Origin of the sequence: Cryocola sp. 340MFSha3.1, assembly GCF_000383315.1 — a bacterium.
In the GTDB taxonomy this organism is placed as follows: Bacteria; Actinomycetota; Actinomycetes; order Actinomycetales; family Microbacteriaceae; genus Leifsonia.
This window is the reverse complement of the sequence record NZ_KB911087.1, coordinates 2,187,691-2,207,575: the sequence shown is the minus strand read 5'-3', so window position 1 is coordinate 2,207,575 and position 19,885 is coordinate 2,187,691. Positions and strand designations below refer to the sequence as shown.

Annotated in this window: 24 protein-coding genes; 5 read left to right on the top strand and 19 right to left on the bottom strand. The window is 69.1% G+C overall.

Features of this window, described 5'->3' with window-relative positions; genetic code table 11:
• The first annotated feature begins 31 nt into the window (after nt 1-31).
• Nucleotides 32-1,078, top strand: coding sequence for a hypothetical protein (locus H284_RS0110655; RefSeq protein ID WP_020076216.1), 1,047 nt, complete (start codon nt 32-34; stop codon nt 1,076-1,078).
• 41 nt (nt 1,079-1,119) lie between these two features.
• Here the strand turns inward: H284_RS0110655 and H284_RS0110650 are convergent, their stop codons facing one another.
• The 14 genes from H284_RS0110650 to H284_RS0110585 form a co-directional block, all read right to left on the bottom strand.
• The gene (locus tag H284_RS0110650) at nt 1,120-3,030 is read right to left on the bottom strand and encodes a bifunctional copper resistance protein CopD/cytochrome c oxidase assembly protein (RefSeq protein ID WP_442911221.1); all 1,911 of its coding nucleotides are present in this window, start codon (nt 3,028-3,030) and stop codon (nt 1,120-1,122) included.
• Between the two features lie 185 nt (nt 3,031-3,215).
• On the bottom strand, nt 3,216-3,500 hold the full coding sequence (locus tag H284_RS0110645) for an HU family DNA-binding protein (protein WP_018188985.1): 285 nt from the start codon (nt 3,498-3,500) through the stop codon (nt 3,216-3,218).
• A gap of 246 nt (nt 3,501-3,746) precedes the next feature.
• Nucleotides 3,747-4,052 carry a 30S ribosomal protein S14 gene (rpsN, locus tag H284_RS0110640; RefSeq protein WP_018188986.1) on the bottom strand — a complete coding sequence of 102 codons (306 nt, stop codon included), beginning with the start codon at nt 4,050-4,052 and terminating at the stop codon, nt 3,747-3,749.
• Between the two features lie 2 nt (nt 4,053-4,054).
• Complete coding sequence (gene rpmG, locus H284_RS0110635; protein WP_018188987.1) at nt 4,055-4,222, bottom strand: 50S ribosomal protein L33; 168 nt, start codon at nt 4,220-4,222, stop codon at nt 4,055-4,057.
• A gap of 2 nt (nt 4,223-4,224) precedes the next feature.
• Nucleotides 4,225-4,461 (bottom strand): 50S ribosomal protein L28, encoded by a 237-nt coding sequence (rpmB, locus tag H284_RS0110630; RefSeq protein WP_018188988.1) that lies wholly within the window; start codon nt 4,459-4,461, stop codon nt 4,225-4,227.
• A gap of 138 nt (nt 4,462-4,599) precedes the next feature.
• Nucleotides 4,600-5,016, bottom strand: a complete 417-nt coding sequence (locus H284_RS0110625; protein ID WP_020076214.1) for a Fur family transcriptional regulator — start codon at nt 5,014-5,016, stop codon at nt 4,600-4,602.
• Nucleotides 5,017-5,022: 6 nt separating this feature from the next.
• Nucleotides 5,023-5,913 carry a metal ABC transporter permease gene (locus H284_RS0110620; protein WP_020076213.1) on the bottom strand — a complete coding sequence of 297 codons (891 nt, stop codon included), beginning with the start codon at nt 5,911-5,913 and terminating at the stop codon, nt 5,023-5,025.
• Entirely contained in the window at nt 5,910-6,770 is an 861-nt protein-coding gene (locus H284_RS0110615; protein WP_020076212.1) for a metal ABC transporter ATP-binding protein, read from the bottom strand. Before H284_RS0110615 ends, H284_RS0110620 begins: the two co-directional genes overlap by 4 nt.
• On the bottom strand, nt 6,767-7,669 hold the full coding sequence (locus H284_RS0110610) for a metal ABC transporter solute-binding protein, Zn/Mn family (protein WP_020076211.1): 903 nt from the start codon (nt 7,667-7,669) through the stop codon (nt 6,767-6,769). The genes H284_RS0110615 and H284_RS0110610 overlap by 4 nt, the downstream gene beginning before the upstream one ends.
• A gap of 98 nt (nt 7,670-7,767) precedes the next feature.
• Nucleotides 7,768-9,231 carry a dihydrolipoamide acetyltransferase family protein gene (locus tag H284_RS0110605; RefSeq protein ID WP_020076210.1) on the bottom strand — a complete coding sequence of 488 codons (1,464 nt, stop codon included), beginning with the start codon at nt 9,229-9,231 and terminating at the stop codon, nt 7,768-7,770.
• 59 nt (nt 9,232-9,290) lie between these two features.
• Entirely contained in the window at nt 9,291-10,250 is a 960-nt protein-coding gene (locus H284_RS0110600) for an alpha-ketoacid dehydrogenase subunit beta (protein WP_039731350.1), read from the bottom strand.
• Between the two features lie 383 nt (nt 10,251-10,633).
• Nucleotides 10,634-11,773 carry a pyruvate dehydrogenase (acetyl-transferring) E1 component subunit alpha gene (gene pdhA, locus H284_RS0110595; RefSeq protein ID WP_020076208.1) on the bottom strand — a complete coding sequence of 380 codons (1,140 nt, stop codon included), beginning with the start codon at nt 11,771-11,773 and terminating at the stop codon, nt 10,634-10,636.
• A gap of 4 nt (nt 11,774-11,777) precedes the next feature.
• Nucleotides 11,778-12,887: a pyridoxal phosphate-dependent aminotransferase gene (locus H284_RS0110590; protein ID WP_286132272.1), complete on the bottom strand. Its 1,110-nt coding sequence runs from the start codon at nt 12,885-12,887 to the stop codon at nt 11,778-11,780.
• 42 nt (nt 12,888-12,929) lie between these two features.
• Complete coding sequence (locus H284_RS0110585; RefSeq protein WP_231371158.1) at nt 12,930-13,418, bottom strand: hypothetical protein; 489 nt, start codon at nt 13,416-13,418, stop codon at nt 12,930-12,932.
• Between the two features lie 57 nt (nt 13,419-13,475).
• Between H284_RS0110585 and H284_RS0110580 the strand changes: the two genes are divergently transcribed.
• Nucleotides 13,476-13,862: a phage holin family protein gene (locus H284_RS0110580; RefSeq protein WP_018188998.1), complete on the top strand. Its 387-nt coding sequence runs from the start codon at nt 13,476-13,478 to the stop codon at nt 13,860-13,862.
• 69 nt (nt 13,863-13,931) lie between these two features.
• Nucleotides 13,932-15,311, top strand: coding sequence for an adenylosuccinate lyase (gene purB / locus H284_RS0110575; protein WP_020076205.1), 1,380 nt, complete (start codon nt 13,932-13,934; stop codon nt 15,309-15,311).
• Between the two features lie 37 nt (nt 15,312-15,348).
• On the opposite strand, the gene H284_RS0110570 is transcribed toward purB, so the two are convergent.
• On the bottom strand, nt 15,349-15,678 hold the full coding sequence (locus tag H284_RS0110570) for a hypothetical protein (RefSeq protein WP_020076204.1): 330 nt from the start codon (nt 15,676-15,678) through the stop codon (nt 15,349-15,351).
• Nucleotides 15,675-16,277, bottom strand: a complete 603-nt coding sequence (locus H284_RS0110565) for a DUF308 domain-containing protein (protein ID WP_020076203.1) — start codon at nt 16,275-16,277, stop codon at nt 15,675-15,677. Before H284_RS0110565 ends, H284_RS0110570 begins: the two co-directional genes overlap by 4 nt.
• Nucleotides 16,278-16,373: 96 nt before the next feature.
• Here H284_RS0110565 and H284_RS0110560 point away from each other — a divergent pair, with 96 nt between their 5' ends.
• On the top strand, nt 16,374-17,084 hold the full coding sequence (locus tag H284_RS0110560) for a Pr6Pr family membrane protein (RefSeq protein WP_020076202.1): 711 nt from the start codon (nt 16,374-16,376) through the stop codon (nt 17,082-17,084).
• Here H284_RS0110560 and H284_RS0110555 read toward each other — a convergent pair.
• Entirely contained in the window at nt 17,077-17,580 is a 504-nt protein-coding gene (locus H284_RS0110555) for a hypothetical protein (protein ID WP_020076201.1), read from the bottom strand. The two genes, H284_RS0110560 and H284_RS0110555, sit on opposite strands and share 8 nt — an antisense overlap.
• Nucleotides 17,581-17,665: 85 nt before the next feature.
• On the opposite strand from H284_RS0110555, the gene H284_RS0110550 reads away from it, so the two are divergent.
• A complete protein-coding gene (locus H284_RS0110550) occupies nt 17,666-18,265 on the top strand; it encodes a gamma carbonic anhydrase family protein (RefSeq protein ID WP_029042903.1) in 600 nt (199 codons plus the stop codon).
• Nucleotides 18,266-18,307: 42 nt separating this feature from the next.
• Here the strand turns inward: H284_RS0110550 and H284_RS0110545 are convergent, their stop codons facing one another.
• Nucleotides 18,308-19,366 (bottom strand): hypothetical protein, encoded by a 1,059-nt coding sequence (locus H284_RS0110545; protein WP_020076199.1) that lies wholly within the window; start codon nt 19,364-19,366, stop codon nt 18,308-18,310.
• An 83-nt stretch (nt 19,367-19,449) separates the two neighbouring features.
• Nucleotides 19,450-19,863 carry a VOC family protein gene (locus H284_RS0110540; protein ID WP_018189005.1) on the bottom strand — a complete coding sequence of 138 codons (414 nt, stop codon included), beginning with the start codon at nt 19,861-19,863 and terminating at the stop codon, nt 19,450-19,452.
• Nucleotides 19,864-19,885 lie beyond the last annotated feature (22 nt).

Genomic DNA, 19,885 nt, shown 5'->3' with positions numbered 1-19,885 from the left:
CCGCTCATCCACAGGACCCTAGGATGGCCTCATGGCTGTGGGGGATGCGCACGCGCACCGACGCGCCGTCCTGATCTGGTCGGGTGTCGGCGTCCTCCTGGTCGCCGCCGTGCTCGCGGGCTTCGGCGCGGTGCAGCGCGCGTATTACAGCCCGACGGGGTTCGCCATGGCGTTCGCTGATTCGATCGCCTCCCATGACGTGTCCACAGCTCTCGCCATGCCGGGAGCCAACCCGACCGCCTCGACCCTGGACGCCGCGCGGCTCCCGGTGGGCGCCTCCCGCGAGCTCCTGCGCTCCGACATCCTGCCGACCGTGCGCGATATCGCCGTCACCTCCGACACGACCGGAGCGGACGGCGTCCACACCGTCGTCGTGCGGGCCGTCGCGAACGGCGACCCCGTCTCGGCGACGTTCCGCGTCCGTCAGACGGGAGCCGTGCTCGGGATGCTGCCCACCTGGTCGTTCGCGACCTCGCCCGTCGGCGTCGCGCGCATCACCGTCGCGCACGCCTCCACCTTCACCGTCGGCCGCCACACCGTGAACCCGCGTGCCGCATCGCCCGATCAGCCCGCCGGCGCTTTCACGGTCTCCGCCGACTACCTCGTGCTGCCGCTCGCGCCCCTCGAACTGAGCCACAGCTCGCGCTACGTCCGCGCCACGCCCGTCGCCGCATCCGCCTCGCCCGGCCGGATCACCGAGACCACGGTGGATGCGCAGCCCACCCCCGCGTTCACGTCCGCGGTGCAGAAGCAGGTCGACGGCTTCCTCGACCGCTGCGCCGAGCAGCACGTGCTGCAACCCGCCGGGTGCCCCTTCGGCGTCGAGATCGACGACCGGGTGCAGGGCGACCCCTCCTGGTCGATCGACACCTACCCCGACGTCCGGCTGCAGGCGGGGGACACGGGATGGGCCACCGGCCGGATGGTCGGCGTCGCGCACCTCGACGTGACCGTCCAGTCGCTGTTCGACGGAACGGTGACCCCGCGCAGCGATCCGGAGCCGTTCGCGATGAGCCTCAGCAGTGTCACCATCCGCTCGGACGGCTCGCTCGACATCGTCGTCGCACAGGAGCCCTGAGCGCGAGCGTCAGCCACGGTCCGGGCCGTCTCCGCGGGTGATCAGCGGGAGACGCGGTCGCGGTCGGCCATGCGCGCCAGCCGCTCGTTGTACGCCTTCAGTTCGGCCTCGCCTGTGCGATCCGCATTCCGGTCGCGCCGCTTCGTCTCGCGCTCGTCACTGCGGCTCCACTGGATCGCCACGACGATGGCGAGGATCACCGTGGGGATCTCGCCGATGCTCCACGCGATGCCCCCGCCGGCCTGCTGGTCGACGAGCGGGGAGTCGCCCCAGGTTCGGCCCATGGCCCCGAACCAATCGGCCAGCAGCAGTCCGTGCATCTGCATGATCGAGAGCCCGAAGAACGCGTGGAACGCCATCGTGAGCAGCAGCAGGAGCAGTCGGAACGGGTACGGGAGGCGGTACTTCACCGGGTCGATCCCGATCAGCGACTGCACGAAGAGGTAGCCCGTGATCAGGAAGTGGACGATCATCCACTCGTGCCCGATGTGGTCGGTCGTCGCCCAGCGGAAGACGGGGGTGTAGTAGAAGACCCAGAGCGACCCGGCGAACAGGACCGCCGCGACGATCGGGTTGGAGATCACACCCGCGAAACGCGAGTGCACGGCGAGGAGCAGCCACTCCCGGCCGCCGCGCGAGCCGTCGCGACGCTTCCGGATCGCCCGCGCCGCCAGGGTGATCGGAGCACCAGGGACCAGCAGCAGGGGCACGCCCATCGTCAGCACCATGTGCGCCGACATGTGGGCCGAGAACAGGTACTTCTCGTAGACGTTGACGCCGCCGTTGGTGATGTAGAACAGCAGGACGATGCCCAGCGTCCACAGCACCGTGCGGTAGATCGGCCACGCGTCGCCGCGCTTGCGCAGCCGCCAGACGCCGGCGAAGTAGAAGAACAGGCCGAAGGCGCAGGCCAGCACCCACAGCAGGTCGAAGTTCCACGAGGTGAAGAGCCGGTCCCAGGTGAGAGCGGGAGGCAGCTTCTCTCCGGTGAGGATCTCGGCGGGCGTCGGGGTGGCGGCACGGGTCTGCGGGACGGGCGTGACCGTGCGGGCGAGCGCTGCGGCGACGCCGGACGCGATGCCCATGAACGCCAGCTCGGCCACGACGATCCACCAGAAGCTCCGCGGCTCGCCGGACTGCTTGAGCCGACCGATCAGGTACCGCCGCTGCGTGAGGCCGAACAGGCCGAGCACGACGAGCGCGGCGACCTTGACCAGCACCAGGATGCCGTACGGCGTCGCCAGCTCGGCCAGGGTCCCGACGCGGAGCTCGGCGTTGACATATCCGGACGCGGCGACGACCACGAAGCAGATCAGCGCGACGGTCGAGTACCGCTCCAGGACGGTGACGAGTCGCCCGTTGCCCAGCCGCTGCTTCACCACGATGAGCGTCACCAGGCCGCCCAGCCAGATCGCCGCGAACAGTACGTGGAGCCCGAACGACGTCACCGCGGCGTCGTGACCGGCTGCCTCCGCGCTGTGGCCCTGCTGCGCCATCGGCACGACGGTCGCCATGGCCAGCAGAGTGACGAAGACGATCGCCGTCTGGTTGCGAACCGCGAAGCAGAGCACCGTGACGGCCGCCGCGATGAGGGTGATCCCGAGCCACGCCTGGCCCAGCGAAACGCTGGTGATGAACGAGCTGAGCCCGTTGCTGAAGGTCGCGTCGAACGACCAGGGCACGTTCGAGACGCTGACGAAGGTGAACAGTCCCGTCGCGGCGGAGGCGACCGTCATCACCGCGGCGCTGCCGGCGGCGAAATCGAGGGCGTTGCCGTACTCGTCGCGATCCGGGCTGAACGCGAAGCAGGCCAGGACCAGGGCGCCCACCGTGCCCGCCAGGCTGAGGTTGACCACCAGGGTCGCCGCGGGCAGACCCCAGCGCACGAGCGCACCCGGGTCCGCGAGCAGCGGCGCATTCGCTCCTCCGCCGAACGCGAGGGCGGCGATCATCGCCGCCACAGCTGCGACGAGCAGCGCGGCAGGGCCGATCACACGGAGGATTCGAGGCACCTGTCCAGCCTACGTCCCCCGCCCTGGACGGCCGCCCACAGCCTGTTCCCCCGTATGCCCGCCGGAGATACGACGAGGGCGGCGCCGCACGATGCGGCGCCGCCCTCAGGCAAAGCTGGGAAGGACTACTTGACGGCAGCCTTGAGCTTCGAGCCCGCGGTCAGCTTGACGCGGTGGCCGGCCGGGATGGAGATCTCCTCGCCGGTCTGCGGGTTGCGGCCGGTGCGGGCAGCGGTCTCGCTGCGCTCGGCGGCGAGCCAGCCGGGGATGGTGACCTTGCCGCCCTTGGCGACGGTCTCACTGATGGTGCTGAAGAACGCGTCGACGACGCTCGAGACGGTGGCCTGGCTCTGACCCGACGCCGCAGCGACGGCAGCAACGAGCTCGGTCTTGTTCAGGTTGTCAGCCATTGAGTGTCCTCCTCGGACCTTGTGCTGGATCTACAGCTATCTTGTGGAACGGTTGAGGCCACTGAGGGCCGTAACGTTTGGTCGGTTGACCGCCTTGAATGTATCAGAAACCCGCGGAAACACGCGGAACTTCGTCCTCTTTCGCCGACATCGGACCGGATGCGCAGCTTCGAGCATCCATTCGGGTACGGCAAAGGGGCGCCCGGCCGAAGCCGGACGCCCCTCGAGGTGCGTCGTCGCGCTGGCTTACCAGCTCGACTTGGTGATGCCGGGCAGCTCGCCGCGGTGCGCCATGTCACGGAAACGGACACGCGAGATACCGAACTTGCTGAGGTTTCCGCGCGGACGGCCGTCGACCGCGTCGCGGTTGCGCACGCGGATCGGGGAGGCGTCGCGGGGCAGCTTCTGCAGGCCCAGGCGAGCGGCCTCACGGGACTCGTCGGAGCCGTTCGGGTCGACGAGAGCCTTCTTCAGCTCGGCACGCTTCGCGGCGTAGCGCTCGACGATGACCTTGCGCTGCTCGTTCTTGGCGATCTTTGACTTCTTGGCCATGTTTAGCGCTCCTCTCGGAAGTCGACGTGCTTGCGCACTACGGGGTCGTACTTCTTGAGCACGAGTCGGTCGGGGTCGTTGCGGCGGTTCTTGCGGGTCACGTAGGTGTACCCGGTGCCCGCCGTCGAACGGAGCTTGATGATCGGACGGACGTCCTGCTGCTTCGCCATGCTTAGATCTTCTCCCCACGGGCCAGGAGGTCCTTGACCACGGACTCGATGCCACGGGCATCGATGACCTTGATGCCCTTGGCGCTCAGCGTCAGGGTGACGTTACGGCGAAGCGACGGCACGTAGTACGTCTTCTTCTGGATGTTCGGGTCGAACCGGCGCTTCGTGCGACGGTGCGAGTGCGAGATGTTGTGACCGAAGCCGGGAACGGCTCCAGTCACCTGGCACACTGCTGCCATTGCTTTCTTCTCCAATACCGTGGTGCCGGTCGGCACCACCCAAGGTCACTTGTCGGCATACGACTTCCCCGTCGTCTTCGTGATGGGGGTTTCGCATACGATCTGAGCGGGAGGAGCCCACTCAGCCAAACAACCATGCTACGGCATGGACGCGGTGCCGGCCAAATCGCTCTTGGCCGTGCACGCGGCGCACAGCCCGAAGACATCGACGACGTGCTGCGCCTGCGTGAATCCGTGGGCCGCGGCGGCCTGCCGCGCCCACTGCTCGACCGCATCCGCCTCGATCTCCACCGTCAGCCCGCAGTTGCGGCAGATCAGGTGATGATGGTGGCCCGTGGTGCAGGCGCGGTACAGGCTCTCGCCCTCGGGCGACTGGAGCGAGTCGGCGTCGCCTTCCGCCGCGAGGTCGGCGAGCGCGCGGTACACGGTGGCCAGGCCGATGGGCGAGCCCGCCTCGTGCAGGCTCAGGTGCAGCCCCTGCGCGCTGATGAAGCCCTCCGTCGAGGTCAGGGCCTCGCGGACGGCCTCCCGCTGCCAGGTGTTCCGCTTCACCATCCCAGGCTAGCCCGCCTGGCTCACGAGTCGCCGAGAAGTCGTCGCCGCACCGCGGCGGCGCACACGCCGACCGCCGACGATGCGGCAGACGACGTAGATCAGGAACGAGATGGTCGTCACGTACGGGCTGATGGGGAGCGCGCTGCCCAGGGCGAGCAGGATGCCGCCCACCACCGAGACCAGAGCGAACAGCACGCTGAGCACCGGCACGCCGAGGGGCGACGACGAGATGCGCATCGCGGCCGCGGCGGGTGTGACCAGCAGCGAGAGCACGAGCAGCGCGCCGACGATCTGGACGGACACCGCGACCGCAAGGCCGAGCAGCACCATGAAGGCCAGGGCGACGAACCTGGTCGGGACGCCGCGTGAGGCGGCGACGTCCGCATCCAGGCTGTCGAAGGTCAGCGGGCGCCACATCAGCAGCAGCGCGACCAGCACGATCGCGCCGATGATCAGCAGCCAGCCGAGCTGCGGATCGTCGACCGACACGATCTGCCCGGTGAGCAGCCCGAACTTGTTCGCGCTGCGACCGGGGTAGAGCGCGAGCGCCAGGATGCCGAGCCCGAGCCCGAAGGGCATCAGCACGGCGATGATCGAGTTGCGGTCGCGGGCTTTCGCCCCGAGGAGACCGATCAGGACGGCTGCAACCAGCGACCCGGCGAGCGACCCCGCCACGACGTTGACGCCGAACAGCAGGGCGATCGCCGCTCCGGCGAACGACAGCTCGCTGATCCCGTGCACCGCGAACGCCATGTCCCGCTGCATCACGAACACGCCGATCAGACCGCCGACGATACCGAGGATCGCTCCGGCGAAGATCGAGTTCTTCACGAGTAGCAGCAGCTCGCCGTAGTCGCTGAAGTCGAACAGCTGCTGCCAGATGTCGAGGTGCATCATGCCGCCGGCTCCGGGTGCTCGGTGCGGGTGTGGATGTGGTGGTCGTGCGTCTCGGCGTCCGGGATGCCGACGACCACGATCCTGCCGCGGCTGCGGATGACATCCACCGGCGTCCCGTACAGGTCGGTCAGCACGTCGCTGCGGAGCACCTCGTCCGGTGTGCCCGTGCGGAAGCGGCCGCCGGCCAGATACAGGACGCGGTCCACCATCCCGAGCACCGGATTCACGTCGTGGGTCACGAAGACGACGGCGCTCCCGTGGTCGCGGCGACGGCGGTCGATGAGCTCGCTCACGCCGCGCTGGTGCTGGAGGTCGAGGGACAGGAGCGGCTCATCGCAGAGCAGCAGGGCCGGGTCACCGGCGAGCGCCTGCGCCACACGCAGTCGCTGCTGCTCGCCGCCGGACAGCGAGCCCACCGCCGTGTCGGCGTAGCGGCGCGCGCCGACGGAGTCGATCAGCCGGTCGACCTGCTCGCGGTCGGAGCGGCGGGGGAGCGGCAGCCCCCAGCGGTGACCGTTGACGCCGAGGGCGACGAGGTCGCGGGCGCGCATGGGCGTGCCCGCCGGGATGAGCTTCTGCTGCGGGATGTAGCCGATCCGTCGGTCGCCCCGGCGTACCGGGTGCCCCTCGAAGGCGATCTCTCCGCTGTCGAGGTGCTGCTGCCCGAGGATGGTCCGCAGCAGGCTCGTCTTACCCGAGCCGTTCGGCCCGAGCACCGCGACGAACTCGCCCGCGTGCACGTCGAGGTCGAGACCGCTCCAGAGGGTGCGGTCGCCGAAGCCGAGCGACGCATCGCGCAGCCGGAGCACCACGTCCCGGGAGTCGGGGGCGGGCACGCGTTCGAGCGGTTCGGTCACTTCGCCAGCGCGCCCTTCACGGCGCCGAGGTTGCCGCTCATCCACTCGATGTAGTGCATGCCCTCTGGCAGGGTCTCGGTGACCGGGACGACCGGGATGCCGGCCGCCTTGGCCGCAGCGAGGACCTTCTCGGTCTCGGCGCCGGTGGTCTGCTCGTTGTAGGCGAGGAGCTTCACCTGGTGACCGCTGAACAGCTGGAGGGTGTCCTTCAGCACGATGGGGGAGACATCGTTCTCCTCCTCGATGGCCTCGCTGAACTTCTCGGGGGTCTTGTTGACCAGCCCGATGGCGTCCAGCAGGTACAGCGGCACGGGTTCGGTGATGGCTACGCCTTCGCCCGCGTACGTCGACTTCAGCTGCGCCTCGGTGGCCTCGAGTGCCGACAGCTTCTCGCCGAACGCCGAAGCGTTCTTCTCGAAGGTCGCCTTCTGCGAAGGGTCCGCGGCGGACAGGGCGGCGGTGAGCGCATCGGCGAACTTCTGCACCGTGGGGAAGTCGTACCAGACGTGTTCGTTGAGTTCGCCGTCGACGGGCTTCTTGCCCGAGAGATCGACGACGTTCAGCACCGTGACGCCGCTGTTCTTCGCGCCCTTCACGAGGTTCCGCATGTAGTCGTCGTAGCCGCCGCCATTCTCGATGACGACGTCGGCCTTCGACACCGCGAGCTGGTTCTGGGCGCTCGCCTCGAAGGAATGCGGATCCTGCGCGGGGTCGGTCATCAGCGAGGTGACGTGCACGGCGTCGCCGCCGATGGTGGTCGCGATGTCGCCGTATACATCGGTGCTGGCGACGACGCGGACGGTGCCGTCGTCGGAGCCGGCCGACGACGAGGAGCAGCCGGCCAGGGTCAGGGCGATGGCGGCCGCGGTGAGGGCGGAGACGAGAGAACGCGTCTTCATGGGTAAGCCTGTCTAAGTCGCGAACGACGTGAAGAAGTGGATGCCCGCGGTCGCGGGCACCCGCTCACATTACGGCTTATTGAAAATGATTGTCAAATTCAGTCGAGGAGCAGCGCAGGCTCTTCGATGATCGACGCGACGTCCGCCAGGAAGCGCGATGCCACATCCCCGTCGACGACACGGTGGTCGAACGACGCGCCCAGTGTGGTGACGAAGCGCGGGCGGACCTCGCCGTCGACCACCCAGGGCTTCTGCTTGATCGTTCCGAGGGCGACGATGCCGACCTCGCCCGGGTTCAGGATGGGCGTGCCGGTGTCCATCCCGAACACGCCGATGTTCGTGATGGTGATCGTGCCGCCGCTCATGTCTGCCGGCGGCGTCTTGCCGTCGCGGGCTGTGAGGGTCAGCTGCTCGAGGGCTCGCGCCAGCTCCAGCAGCGTCATGCCCTGCGCCTCCTTGATGTTCGGCACGATGAGGCCGCGGGGGGTCGCCGCGGCGATCCCGAGGTTCACGTAGTGGCGGACGATGATCTCCTCGTCCGTCCACGCCGAGTTGACGGTGGGGTTGCGGCGGACGGCCCAGATGATGGCCTTCGCCATGATCAGCAGCGGAGACACCTTGATGCCGGCGAAGTCGGTCGAGTTCTTGAGCCGCTTGACGAACTCCATGGTGCGGGTGGCATCCACGTCGACGAAGAGGCTGACGTGCGGGGCGCTGAACGCGCTCGACGTCATCGCGTTGGCGATCGCCTTGCGGACGCCCTTGACCGGGATGCGCTCCTCGCGGTCGTCCGGCCACTCCGGCGTCTGGATGTTGCGGAAGACCGTGACCTGCGACGCCTCGCGCAGCACGTCGTCGCGGGTGACGTCGCCGACAGGGCCGGTCGGAGTGACGACGGTGATGTCGACGCCCAGGTCTTTGGCGAGCTTGCGGACGGGCGGCTTGGCGATCACCGGGCCGCCGGCGTGCGGCGTCGGAGCGGTGTGTGCCACAGGTGCTGCGTGGGGTGCAGGTGCGGCGGGCGCCGAGGCCGGGGAGGCCGCGGCAGGGGTAGCCTGTGCAGCCGTGGCCGCGGGAGCGGGAGCCGACGGGGCGGTGGGCGCCGCCTGCTGTGCGACGGATCCGGAGAAGGCCACCGGCAGGGACGCCGTGCCAGGGTGCGTGACGCGGCGGCGACGGCTCGATCCGTGCCCGGCGGAGCCGTAGCCGACCAGCACGGCACCGGCCTTCGGCTCCTCTTCGTGCGAGACGCTCGCGGCGGTGTCGGCCGCGAGCTCCTCGGCGGGCTGCGGCTCACGGACGGGCGCCTCGGCGGCCTCCCCGCCGGCCGTCACCGTGAAGATCGGGGTGCCGACCTCGACGGTCTGGCCTTCGGAGACGAGGAGTTCGCCGACCGTTCCCTCGAACGGCGACGGCAGCTCGACGAGCGACTTCGCGGTCTCGATCTCGACGATCACCTGGTTGACCGCGACCTGCTCGCCCGGGGTCACCTTCCACGAGACGATCTCCGCCTCGGTCAGGCCCTCGCCCACATCGGGCAGGAGGAACTGGGACTCGCTCATGTGCGACTTCTCTCTGTCGGTCTCGCGGCGGGCAGCGCCGCCGATGTATGCGCCGGGCGTCAGTAGGCGAGCGCCCGGTCGACGGCCTCGAGGATGCGGTCGGCGTCGGGGAGGTACAGCTCCTCGAGCTTCGCCGGCGGGAACGGGACGTCGAAGCCGGCGACGCGCATGACGGGCGCCTCCAGCGAATAGAAGGCCTTCTCGGCGACGGTCGCCGCGACCTCGGAGCCCACCGAGACGTTGCTCGGCGCCTCCTGCGCGATGATCAGCCGGCCGGTCTTCTGCACGGATGCGATCACCGGGCCGTAGTCGACGGGGGAGAGCGAGCGGAGGTCGACGACCTCGAGGCTGCGGCCCTCCTCGGCGGCGAGCTCGGCGGCGCGCAGGGCGACGCTCACCATGCCTGCCCACGCGACGATGGTCGCGTCCGTTCCGGTTCGGACGACCCGGCTGGCGTGCAGCGGCGTCGGGTTCTCGACCAGGTCGACCTCGCCCTTCGGCCAGTAGCGGCTCATCGGTTCGAAGAAGACGACGGGATCGTCGGAGCGGATCGCCTCCTGGATCATCCAGTAGGCGTCGTGCGGTGTGGACGGGGCGACCACGCGCAGACCTGCGGTGTGGGCGAAGTACGCCTCCGGGGCCTCCTGGTGGTGCTCGACGGCCCCGATGTGTCCGCCGTGTGGGATGCGGATGACGACGGGGAAGGGGATGCGGCCGCTGTGGCGGTTGGTCATCTTCGCGAGCTGCGTCGTGATCTGGTCGAAGCCGGGGAAGACGAAGCCGTTGAACTGGATCTCGACGACCGGACGGTATCCGCGCATCGCGAGTCCGATCGCGGTTCCGATGATGCCGGCCTCGGCGAGCGGTGTGTCCATCACCCGCTGCGGTCCGAACTCCTTCTGCAGCCCCTCGGTGACGCGGAAGACGCCGCCCAGCGGGCCGATGTCCTCGCCCATCAGGATGACGCGCGGGTCGTCGGCGAGCGCGCGTCGCAGACCGGCGTTGAGCGCCTTGACCATCGGAAGGGACTGGATGCGCGGCTCGGGCGCCGCATCCACCGTCGGCTCGGAGTCGGTGACCGCCGGACCGTCGTGCTCCGCCTCGGCCGCCGCCTCTCCGACCTCGGCCGATGCCTGGAGGTCCGGCTGCGCGGTCTCCTGCTCGTCGACCCGATCGCTCTCCTCGTCGTCGATCACGAATTCACGCGTCCACTCCTGCTCGGCGACGTGCTCCTCGAGCACCCGCGAGTCGGGGTCGCTCTCGACGATCTCGACGACGTCGATCGCCTGCGTGTCGAGCGACGCGGTGTCGACGGAGGCCCCGTCGTCGCGTGACTCTGCGCTGTCGCCGGGATTCTCGATCAGCTCGGCCTCCACGTATTCGGCCTCGCTCCTCACGTCACTCATGCGTCACCTCCGAACGACGCCTCGTACTCCTCGAGCCAGCGTCGTTGCTCGTCCGTCACGGGATGCGGCTCACTGTAGACGTGCTGGAACATCGACGCGACAGGCGGCGGCGCCAGCTCGAGCGTGCGACGGCGGATGTCGGCGGCGAGATCGGCCGCCTCCTCGTCTGCGCTGTCGAAGAAGCCCTGCCCGACGCCCTGCTCTTCGAGGAAGACGCGGAACCGGCGGATCGGGTCGCGCTCGGCCCAGGAGGCCAGCTCCTCGTCGGTGCGGTACTTGCTCGGGTCGTCGCTGGAGGTGTGGGCGCCCATCCGGTAGGTCAGGGCCTCGATCATGCTCGGGCCCTCGCCGTTCCTGGCGTCGTCGAGGTGCTTGGCGGTCACGGCGTAGGCCGCGAGCACGTCGTTTCCGTCGATCTGGACGCCCGGGATGCCGAACCCGCTCGACCGGAGGTAGAGCGGGGTGCGCGACTGCGTGCTCACCGGCACGGAGATCGCCCAGTGGTTGTTCTGCAGGAAGAACACCTGCGGGGTCTGGTAGCTGGCCGCGAAGACGTACGCCTCGTTGACATCCCCCTGGCTGGTCGCGCCGTCGCCGAAGTACACGATGGACGCCTCGTCCTTCGACGGGTCGCCCGTGCCGACCTTGCCATCGAGCTTTATGCCCATGGCGTAGCCGGTGGCGTGCAGGGTCTGCGAGCCGATGACCAGCGTGTAGAGGTGGAAGTTGCCGACGGCCGGGTCGGTCGGGTCCCATCCGCCGTGTGTCGTGCCGCGGAGGAGGCCGATGATCCCGATCGGGTCGATGCCCCGGACCATTCCGACGGCGTGTTCGCGGTAGGACGGGAAGAGGTGGTCCTGCGGCTTGGCGGCATGCGCCGAGCCGACCTGGGCGCCTTCCTGCCCTTCGCTCGGGACCCAGAGCCCGAGTTGTCCCTGCCGCTGCAGGTTCGCCGCCTCATGGTCCAAGGCGCGAACGCGCACCATGTCGCGGTAGAAGCGGCGGTAGTCGTTCTCGTCGAGCCGCTCCAGGTAGGGGAGGTATTCGGCCGACGTCTCGCTCGGCTGGAACCGGCCTTCCGCGGTCAGCAGCTGGACGGTGTTCGCCGGGCGCGGGATTTCGTTCGTCGCAACCACCTGTCTAACCTAACCGCTTGCCCGGGTGCCCATTTGGTAGGTTCTGCACAAGATCACCCGCGACCTGCAGGAGTTTCTCCACAGATTCCTCCTCGCCGACGCTGATGCGGATGCCCTCCGGCGGGAAAGCCCGTACGGTCAGCCCGGCGTCGAAGAAGGCGTCGTTGGCCTCCACGGTCTGCTCACCGGTTGCGAGCCACACGAAGTTGCCCTGAGCCTCTGGAACCGCCCAGCCCTGTTCGAGCAGGGCGTTGCGGAGCCGGTCGCGGCGCATCGCCACTCGAGCGACGCGCTCCATCAGCTCGTCCTCCGCCTCGATGGACGCGAGGGCCGCGACGCGGGAGGCGTCGGTCACCGAGAGCGGGATGGCCGCCGAACGGGCAGCATCCAGCACCGCCTGCGGGCCGACGGCATAGCCGATACGCAGCGCCGCCAGCCCATAGGCCTTCGAGAACGTGCGCAGCACGACGAGGTTGGGATAGCGGGAGAGCAGCGGGATGCCGTCGACAGCTGCATCGTCGGTGACGAACTCGTAGTACGCCTCGTCGAGCAGCACGAGCAGGTCGGACGGCACCCGTGCCATGAACGCCTCGAAGTCGGCGGCGGTCACGATGGTGCCGGTGGGGTTGTTGGGAGTGCACACGATGACTACCCGCGTGCGGTCGGTGATGGCGGCGGCCATCGCCTCCAGGTCGTGGCTGCCGTCTGGGCGGTTCGGCACCTGCACACTGGTCGCTCCCGCGACGGTAACCAGACCGGGGTAGGCCTCGAACGACCGCCAGGAGTACACGACCTCGTCGCCGACCCCGGCTGCAGCCGAGATCAGCTGAGAGAGCAGCGCGACCGAGCCGCTGCCCAGGTGGACCTCGCCGACGCTCACGCCATGCCGCTCCGCCAGGCGCTCGCGCAGGTCGGCGCCGCCCGCGTTCGGGTAACGGTTGAGCTCGCGCAGGGTGGCCGCCACGGCCTCGACGACCGAGGGCAGAGGCGGGAAAGGATTCTCGTTGCTCGACAGCTTGAAGCCGTCAGCCGGCGCGGGTCGCCCCTGCCTGTAGGCGGGCACCGCGACGATCTCGGGCCGTAGTCTCACGCCGAGCGTGTCATCCGAACTCACAGACCCAACTTAGCCGCGCCCGCATACCGCGGGAGGAATTCCCTAGATCTGTGGATGACGCCGCTGGGCTGTGAGGCGAATCGACGAGTTGAGGAACGCGAGGCCCAAGAAGGCGGTCTCCACGAACACGATCGCCCAGCCCGCGTCACGGAGGCGGGGGTCGAAGAGCGGGGTGGAAGCGCCGAGGAGGTACATCGCGGCCAGCCACCAGCCGATCAGCGGGCGTGCCGACAGCCTCCACCACGCCCTGGGCGCGGCAACGGGCTCTCCGAAGCCGCGGAACGAGCGCGCCGTCGCAATGACAGTGACAACCACGAGGGTCTGGGTGACTACCGAGTTCACCATGGCCGGAAGCACCAGACCGAGGCTGAGGCTGATGAGACGAATCGCCGCGTTCTGCACGACGAGCACCGCGAGTTTGTGCCACGGGTTCATCACGCGGAGCGGCCACCACTGCAGTGGTGGGTACACCTTCTTCGCCGGGACGGCCCGCAACGGCTCCGGTTCGATCAGCCCATCCGCTCTCGCCACGCGCCGACTCTAGCGCCACCCCTGTACCCCAGCCGCGCTCACTGGAAGGATGAAGCCATGCGATTCCTGCTCAGACTGATCGTCAACGCCCTCGCCCTCTGGCTCACGACGCTGATCGTCAGCGGTGTGACCGTGCACCCGTACGCTCCGGACACCACCGCCACCGTTCTGACCTACCTGCTCATCGCGCTGATCTTCGGCCTGGTGAACGCGATCGTCGGCACGGTCATCCGGGTGGTCGCGTTCCCGCTGTACATCCTCACGCTCGGGCTGATCTCGCTGCTCGTGAACGCGTTCCTGCTGTTCATCGTGTCGTGGATCAGCGATGCCATGGGCTTCGGGCTCCACATCGACGGCTTCTGGTGGGGCGTCCTCGGCGCGCTCGTGCTGGGCATCATCGCGTGGCTGCTCGGGCTGCTCATCCGGCCCGTCAGCCGCGACTGACGTCCGCGGGCGCCGCGCACGTGCGGGAGAATGGTCGGGTACCCGCCGCCTGATCCCGCGAGGAGCACCATGTCCGCCCTGCCTCCCCAGCCGCTCAGCCCCCTCGACGGCCGCTACCGGTCCGCCGTGATCGGCCTCGGCGACCACCTGTCGGAGGCCGGCCTGAACCGTGCCCGCGTCCAGGTCGAGGTCGAGTGGCTGATCTACCTGACCGAGCACCGGATGTTCGGCTCCTCCCCGCTGACCGGTGAGCAGAAGGCGATGCTCCGGGCGCTCGCCGACGAGTTCGGGCAGGCAGAGATCGACCGGCTCGCCGAGCTGGAGGCGACCACCAGGCACGACGTGAAGGCCGTCGAGTACCTGGTCCGCGAGCGGCTGCACGCGCTCGGACTCGACCACATCGCCGAGCTCACGCACTTCGCTGCGACCAGCGAGGACATCAACAACCTCTCGTACGCCCTGACGGTGAGCGCCGCGGTGAGCGAGTCCTGGCTGCCGAAGTTCCGGGCGGTCATCGCGGAGCTCCGCGCACAGGCGAAGCAGTACCGCGACGACGCGATGCTCGCCCGCACGCACGGGCAGCCGGCCACCCCGACGACCATGGGCAAAGAGCTCGCGGTCTTCGTGCACCGCCTCGAGCGGGTGCGGGAGCAGATCGAGGGCGGCGTGCACCTGGGCAAGTTCAGCGGCGCGACGGGCACCTTCGCGGCGCATCTCGTCGCCGACCCGGACGCCGACTGGCCGCGCATCTCGCGCGAGTTCGTCGAGAGCCTCGGCCTCGACTGGAACCCGCTGACCACGCAGATCGAGTCGCACGACTGGCAGGCCGAGCTCTACTCGCGCATCTCGCACGCCAACCGCATCCTGCACAACCTGTGCACCGACATCTGGACGTACATCTCGCTCGGCTACTTCCGTCAGGTCCCCGAGCCGGGCGCCACCGGTTCGTCGACCATGCCGCACAAGGTGAACCCGATCCGCTTCGAGAACGCCGAGGCCAACCTCGAGCTCTCGAGCGCGGTGCTCGACTCGCTCGCCGCGACGCTCGTCACCAGCCGCCTGCAGCGCGACCTGACCGACTCGACCACGCAGCGGAACATCGGCGTCGGGCTCGGTCACTCGCTCCTCGCCCTCGACAACATCGAGCGCGGACTCGGCCAGATCGCGATCGACCGCCAGGCTCTCGCCGACGACCTCGACGCCAACTGGGAGGTGCTCGCCGAGGCCATCCAGACGGTGATCCGCGCCGAGGTCACCGCCGGCCGTTCGACCATCACCGACCCGTACGCGCTGCTGAAGGAACTGACGCGCGGCAAGCGGGTCGACCACGCCGCGCTGACCGAGTTCGTCAACGGGCTGGAGATCGGCCAGGCCGCGAAGAACCGGCTGCTGGCCCTCACGCCGGCCGGCTACATCGGCCTGGCGTCGGAGCTGGTCGACTACCTGTAGGGCGCGGCGACCCCGCCAGCGCGGGCCGGGGGAGCGGTCAGTGGCCGCGGGGCCGGTCTTCGCCCTCCGCGCGGGCCTGCGCCTTGGCGCGCGCCTCCGCATCCTGCTCGTGGATGTCCTGCACCTCGGCCTCGGTCGGCTTGAACGCGAGCGCGAACAGGGCGAGCAGGACGACGCTGATGATGAACGTGACGCCGAGGCCGACCCCGGCGAGCACGAACTCCCGCGTGGCGACCAGCACGATCAGGCCGACGAAGACGGCGAGCCCGGCCGAGATGCCCAGCAGCTCGACGGGAAGGAAGCGGTCGCGCCGCGTCGGCTGCAGGCTCTGGTTCACTCGGGAGTCCTTCTTGCTGCGCCGGCTCACGATCCGCTCTCCGCTCCGCGCGATGGCGTCCGCTCGTGCGCCGCGCTCCGCAACGTCGCCGCCCCGATCCCCTGGAAGACGCCGACAATGACGGCCCAGGCGCCGAACAGGCCGATCGCGAGCACCGCGTCGGCGGGCACGAACAGCAGGACGAGAGCCAACACGGCGGTCAGGGCGCCGGTGATGAGCCAGTCGCGGGCGGCGGCGTCGCGGCCGCGTTCGCGGACACCGTTGTAGAGCTCGAGGATGCCGGTGAGCGCCGCCCACACCGTCACCAGGTAGAGGAAGAGGCCGAGCCCGGAGTGCGACAGCACCAGGGCGAGGACGCCGGCGATCACGCCGATCGCTCCCTGCACCGCGAAGAGCACGCGGGTGATGCGGCGGCCGGCGAGCAGTGCGCTCAACACGCCGGTGGCGAGCCCGTCGACGATCGCGAAGACCCCGAACACGATGAGGCCGAACATCGCCGTGTGCGCATCCCGGGTGAAGGTGATGACCGCTGCGGCGGCCAACGCGACGACGGCACGGACGGCGGGAACGACCCAGTACCGGCTGTGCGCGTGGATGTCGGAATGCTGGGCAGGGACGGCGGTAGCCACGTAGGCCCTCTTTCATACGGGATTCGCCAACCATTCTAGTCGGCGGGTTCCTGCGCGTTCGCCCACCGACGGCCGCTCGCTCGCTACGATCGCGGCATGCGGATCGGTTTCGCGGTTCTCCGCGCGGTGTTCTTCCTCCTCACCCTGGCGGCGGTCATCGCCCAGTTCACGACCAGTGTTCGATCCATCGGCGATCGGGGCGGCAACGTCGCCGGTCTGGTTGCGAACTTCTTCAGCTTCTTCACGATCGACTCGAACGTTCTGGGAGTCGTCGTGCTCGGGATCGGCGCGGTTCTGCTGATCGTGCGGAAGGGGGACGACCCGGGATGGTTCACCGGGCTGCGTGCCGCATCCGTCACCTATCTGGTGACGACCGGGGTGGTCTACAACCTGCTGCTGCGCAACATCTCGCTCGCGCAGGGGACGACGGTCGGCTGGTCGAACGAAGTGCTGCACGTGATCGCGCCCGCTTACCTGCTGATCGACTGGCTCTTCGCGCCCGGGCGAACCCCACTGCGCCTGCGCGCCGTGTGGGGGATCGCCGTCTTCCCGATCCTCTGGGCGGTGTACACGCTGATCCGCGCGCCGTTCGCCGCGGACCCGGTGACGGGGAAGTCGCCGTGGTATCCGTACCCGTTCCTGAACCCGCAGACGAGCCCGAACGGCTACCTGTCCGTCGCGTTCTACGTGGTTCTCATCGCCGTCGTCATCCTCGCCGCCGGCTACGGAGTCGTCTGGATCTCCCGACGGTGGCGGGGCGGTCGGCCCCTGCCCGACGCCGCAGCGGCGGCCGCCGGGGTCAGCTGAGCTGCGGTTCCGGCTCCTCCGCGCGCGCCCAGAACACTACAGCGGCGAGCGCCCCGACCGTGAGAAGGAACGCGCCCGTCGGCGTGACCGTGTCCGACATCCCGTGCTGGACGAGGACGGCCGAGACGATGCCGGCGAGAGCTCCGCATCCCGCCACCACAGCGAACGCGACCGAGATGGCGCGCGCGGCGCCGTCCAGGACGAGCCCGCGGATGACGAGGGCGACGGCGCCGATGAGCCACAGTGCGGCGACCGGGAACGCGAGCAGCAGCCCCAGCGGGTCGCGGAGCAGCACGCCCGGCGTCGCGTAGATGAGGGATGCGGCCAGCACGAGCACGAGCCCCAGGCCGGCGAACCCGGCGAGCCGTGACCGCTCGGTCCGCAGCCGCAGGAGCGGCGCCAGGAGCGAGGGCCAGCTGAACGCGAGGGCGAAAGCGACGAACGCGAGCGCCACGCTGCCTGCGCCCTGCAGCACCGGGAGGAGGATGCCGATCATGCGTCTATTGAACGCCTCCAGACACGATCGCGCGTCCTCCCGGAGGATGATCCCGTCCACGACCGCGATCGGCCATCATGGGCGCATGCTCATCAGACACCGAGACCGTGAACCGTCGATCCACGCGACCGCCTCTGTCGCGCCGTCCGCGGTCCTCGTCGGCGACGTCCGGGTCGGGGCGGGCGCTCGCATCCTTCACGGGGCCGTGCTCAGCGCGGAGGACGGTGAGGTGACCATCGGCGAGGACACCGTCGTCATGGAGCATGCGCTGATCCGCGGACGGTCGGGGCACCCGACGCGGGTCGGCGCCGCCGTCATGGTCGGGCCGCATGCCCACGTGAACGGGAGCATCGTCGAGGATGAGGCCTTCATCGCGACCGGCGCCTCACTCTTCCCCGGCAGCCGCATCGGCACGGGCGCGGAAGTGCGCATCAACGGGGTCGTCCAGGTGAACACCGTGCTCGAGCCGGGCGTCGTCGTCCCGATCGGATGGATCGCGGTCGGTTCACCCGCATCCCTCCTGCCGCCGGAACGGCATGACGACATCTGGGCCATCCAGCGGGAACTCGACTTCGCGGGAACCGTCTACGGCGCCGGCCCCGACACGTCGATGCGGGAGATCATGCGGCGGCAGTCGGAGTTCTACGGCGCTCACGCCGACGACACGGTGATCGACGGGAGCTGACGAGCAGGCTTCGCGCCGCCATGCGTCCGAGCGTCGACTGTTCTAGTCGGTCCAGAGGACGGAGGTGAACATCGCGCCCGCGTCCGTGAAGGAGGTGATCGAACCTTCGACATTCGCCTCGATCGGACCCGTCGAAGTGATCTCACCCGTCTCACCGGTTGCCGGAATCGAATAGTCCGCGTGGAACATGACTTCGCCCGGCGTCGACGTCGTCACCGGCCAGCACCCGCCGGCGCTCACGTCCGCCGTCGTGGGTGTGCGGCATCCGAAATCCCAGGCGCCGAGTGCGAGCGTCGGCCGGGACTGCACCTGCCAGGTCTGGTTCGCCCACACCTCGCCGGGATCGGCACCGGAGGTCAGCCAGAAGGAGCATCCCGTCGGGTGGAACGACGGATCGGCCACGCATTTGTCGAACCAGGCGTTGGCGGCGGCCGTTGCGGCTTCCTCGCCCTTCGCGGTCAGCGTCGCGGGGACCTGGAACCGGTCCGAGTGGCCGAAACCGGCGACGGCAACCGCAGCACTCGGAATGGTGAACCACGGCGACTGCGACGTGACGGCCACCGGATACTTCCCCGGGAACGCGTGGATGCGCAGCACCGCGCCCTTCCACCCCAGGGGAACTCCGGAAATGGTCGCGTCGATGCGGCCGGGCGCGCCGAGGGTGACCTCCACCGTCGTCAGTGCCACCGGCCGGAGTTTCCACGTGTCCACGCCCAGCAGGCTGGCCGGATCACGCCGTTTGGCCAGTTCGAACTTCGCCGTCGTCGAACCGCTCTTCTGTTCGATGCGCGCTTCGACCGTCGACACCGCTCCGACCGTGCGCGTGTCGAGGATGCGGAAACCGGTCATCCGATCCGTGGCGTGGCTGTAGGCCTTGCCGGTGAGCAGGACCTCTGTCGGCTTCGCTGCACGACCTTCCATCCGCAGCGCGGTCGCGATGTCTCCGCGCTCCACGTGCGACAGGTAGGACGCCACGACTGCGGACGGCTGCGACGCTGCTCGGGCACTGAAGAACAGGACCACCACGGTGGCGCCCAGTCCGAGGCAGAGGGCGGTGACGAACGCCCCGATCACGATCCACAGCCGAGTGCGCGTCGCCATACCGATTCCCCCTGATCGAAGTCATGCGAGCCACAGCATATCGACGGTCAGGGGCACCCTCGTCACGCGCTTGCAGCGACGGCTCAGCCGTTCCCCTGCTGCAGGATGCGGATCGGGTTGCCGAACGGATCGCGGACGCCCATGTCGGTGCCGTAGAAGTGCTCGGTCGGCTCCTGCGTGAAGTCGGTGACCCCGCGCTCGCGCAGAGTGTCGTACAGGGCTCTCACGTCATCCGCAATGAACACGAGGCCCCCGCCGAGTGCGCCCTTGGTGATCAGCTCGCGGATCTGATCTCCCGTCGCCTCGTCGTGCACCGGCGGGCCAGGCTCCTCGAGGGAGATCTCGGTCTCGCCTCCGGGTACGCGGACCGTGAGCCAGCGGTAGGTGCCCTGCTGGACGTCGTTCCCTTTTTCCAGCCCGAGTTTGCCGACGTAGAAGTCCAGTGCCTCGTCCTTGTTCAGAACGAAGATGGACGCGACATTCAGTGCGGTGATCATCGTCTTCCCGGCTCCTTCGCCT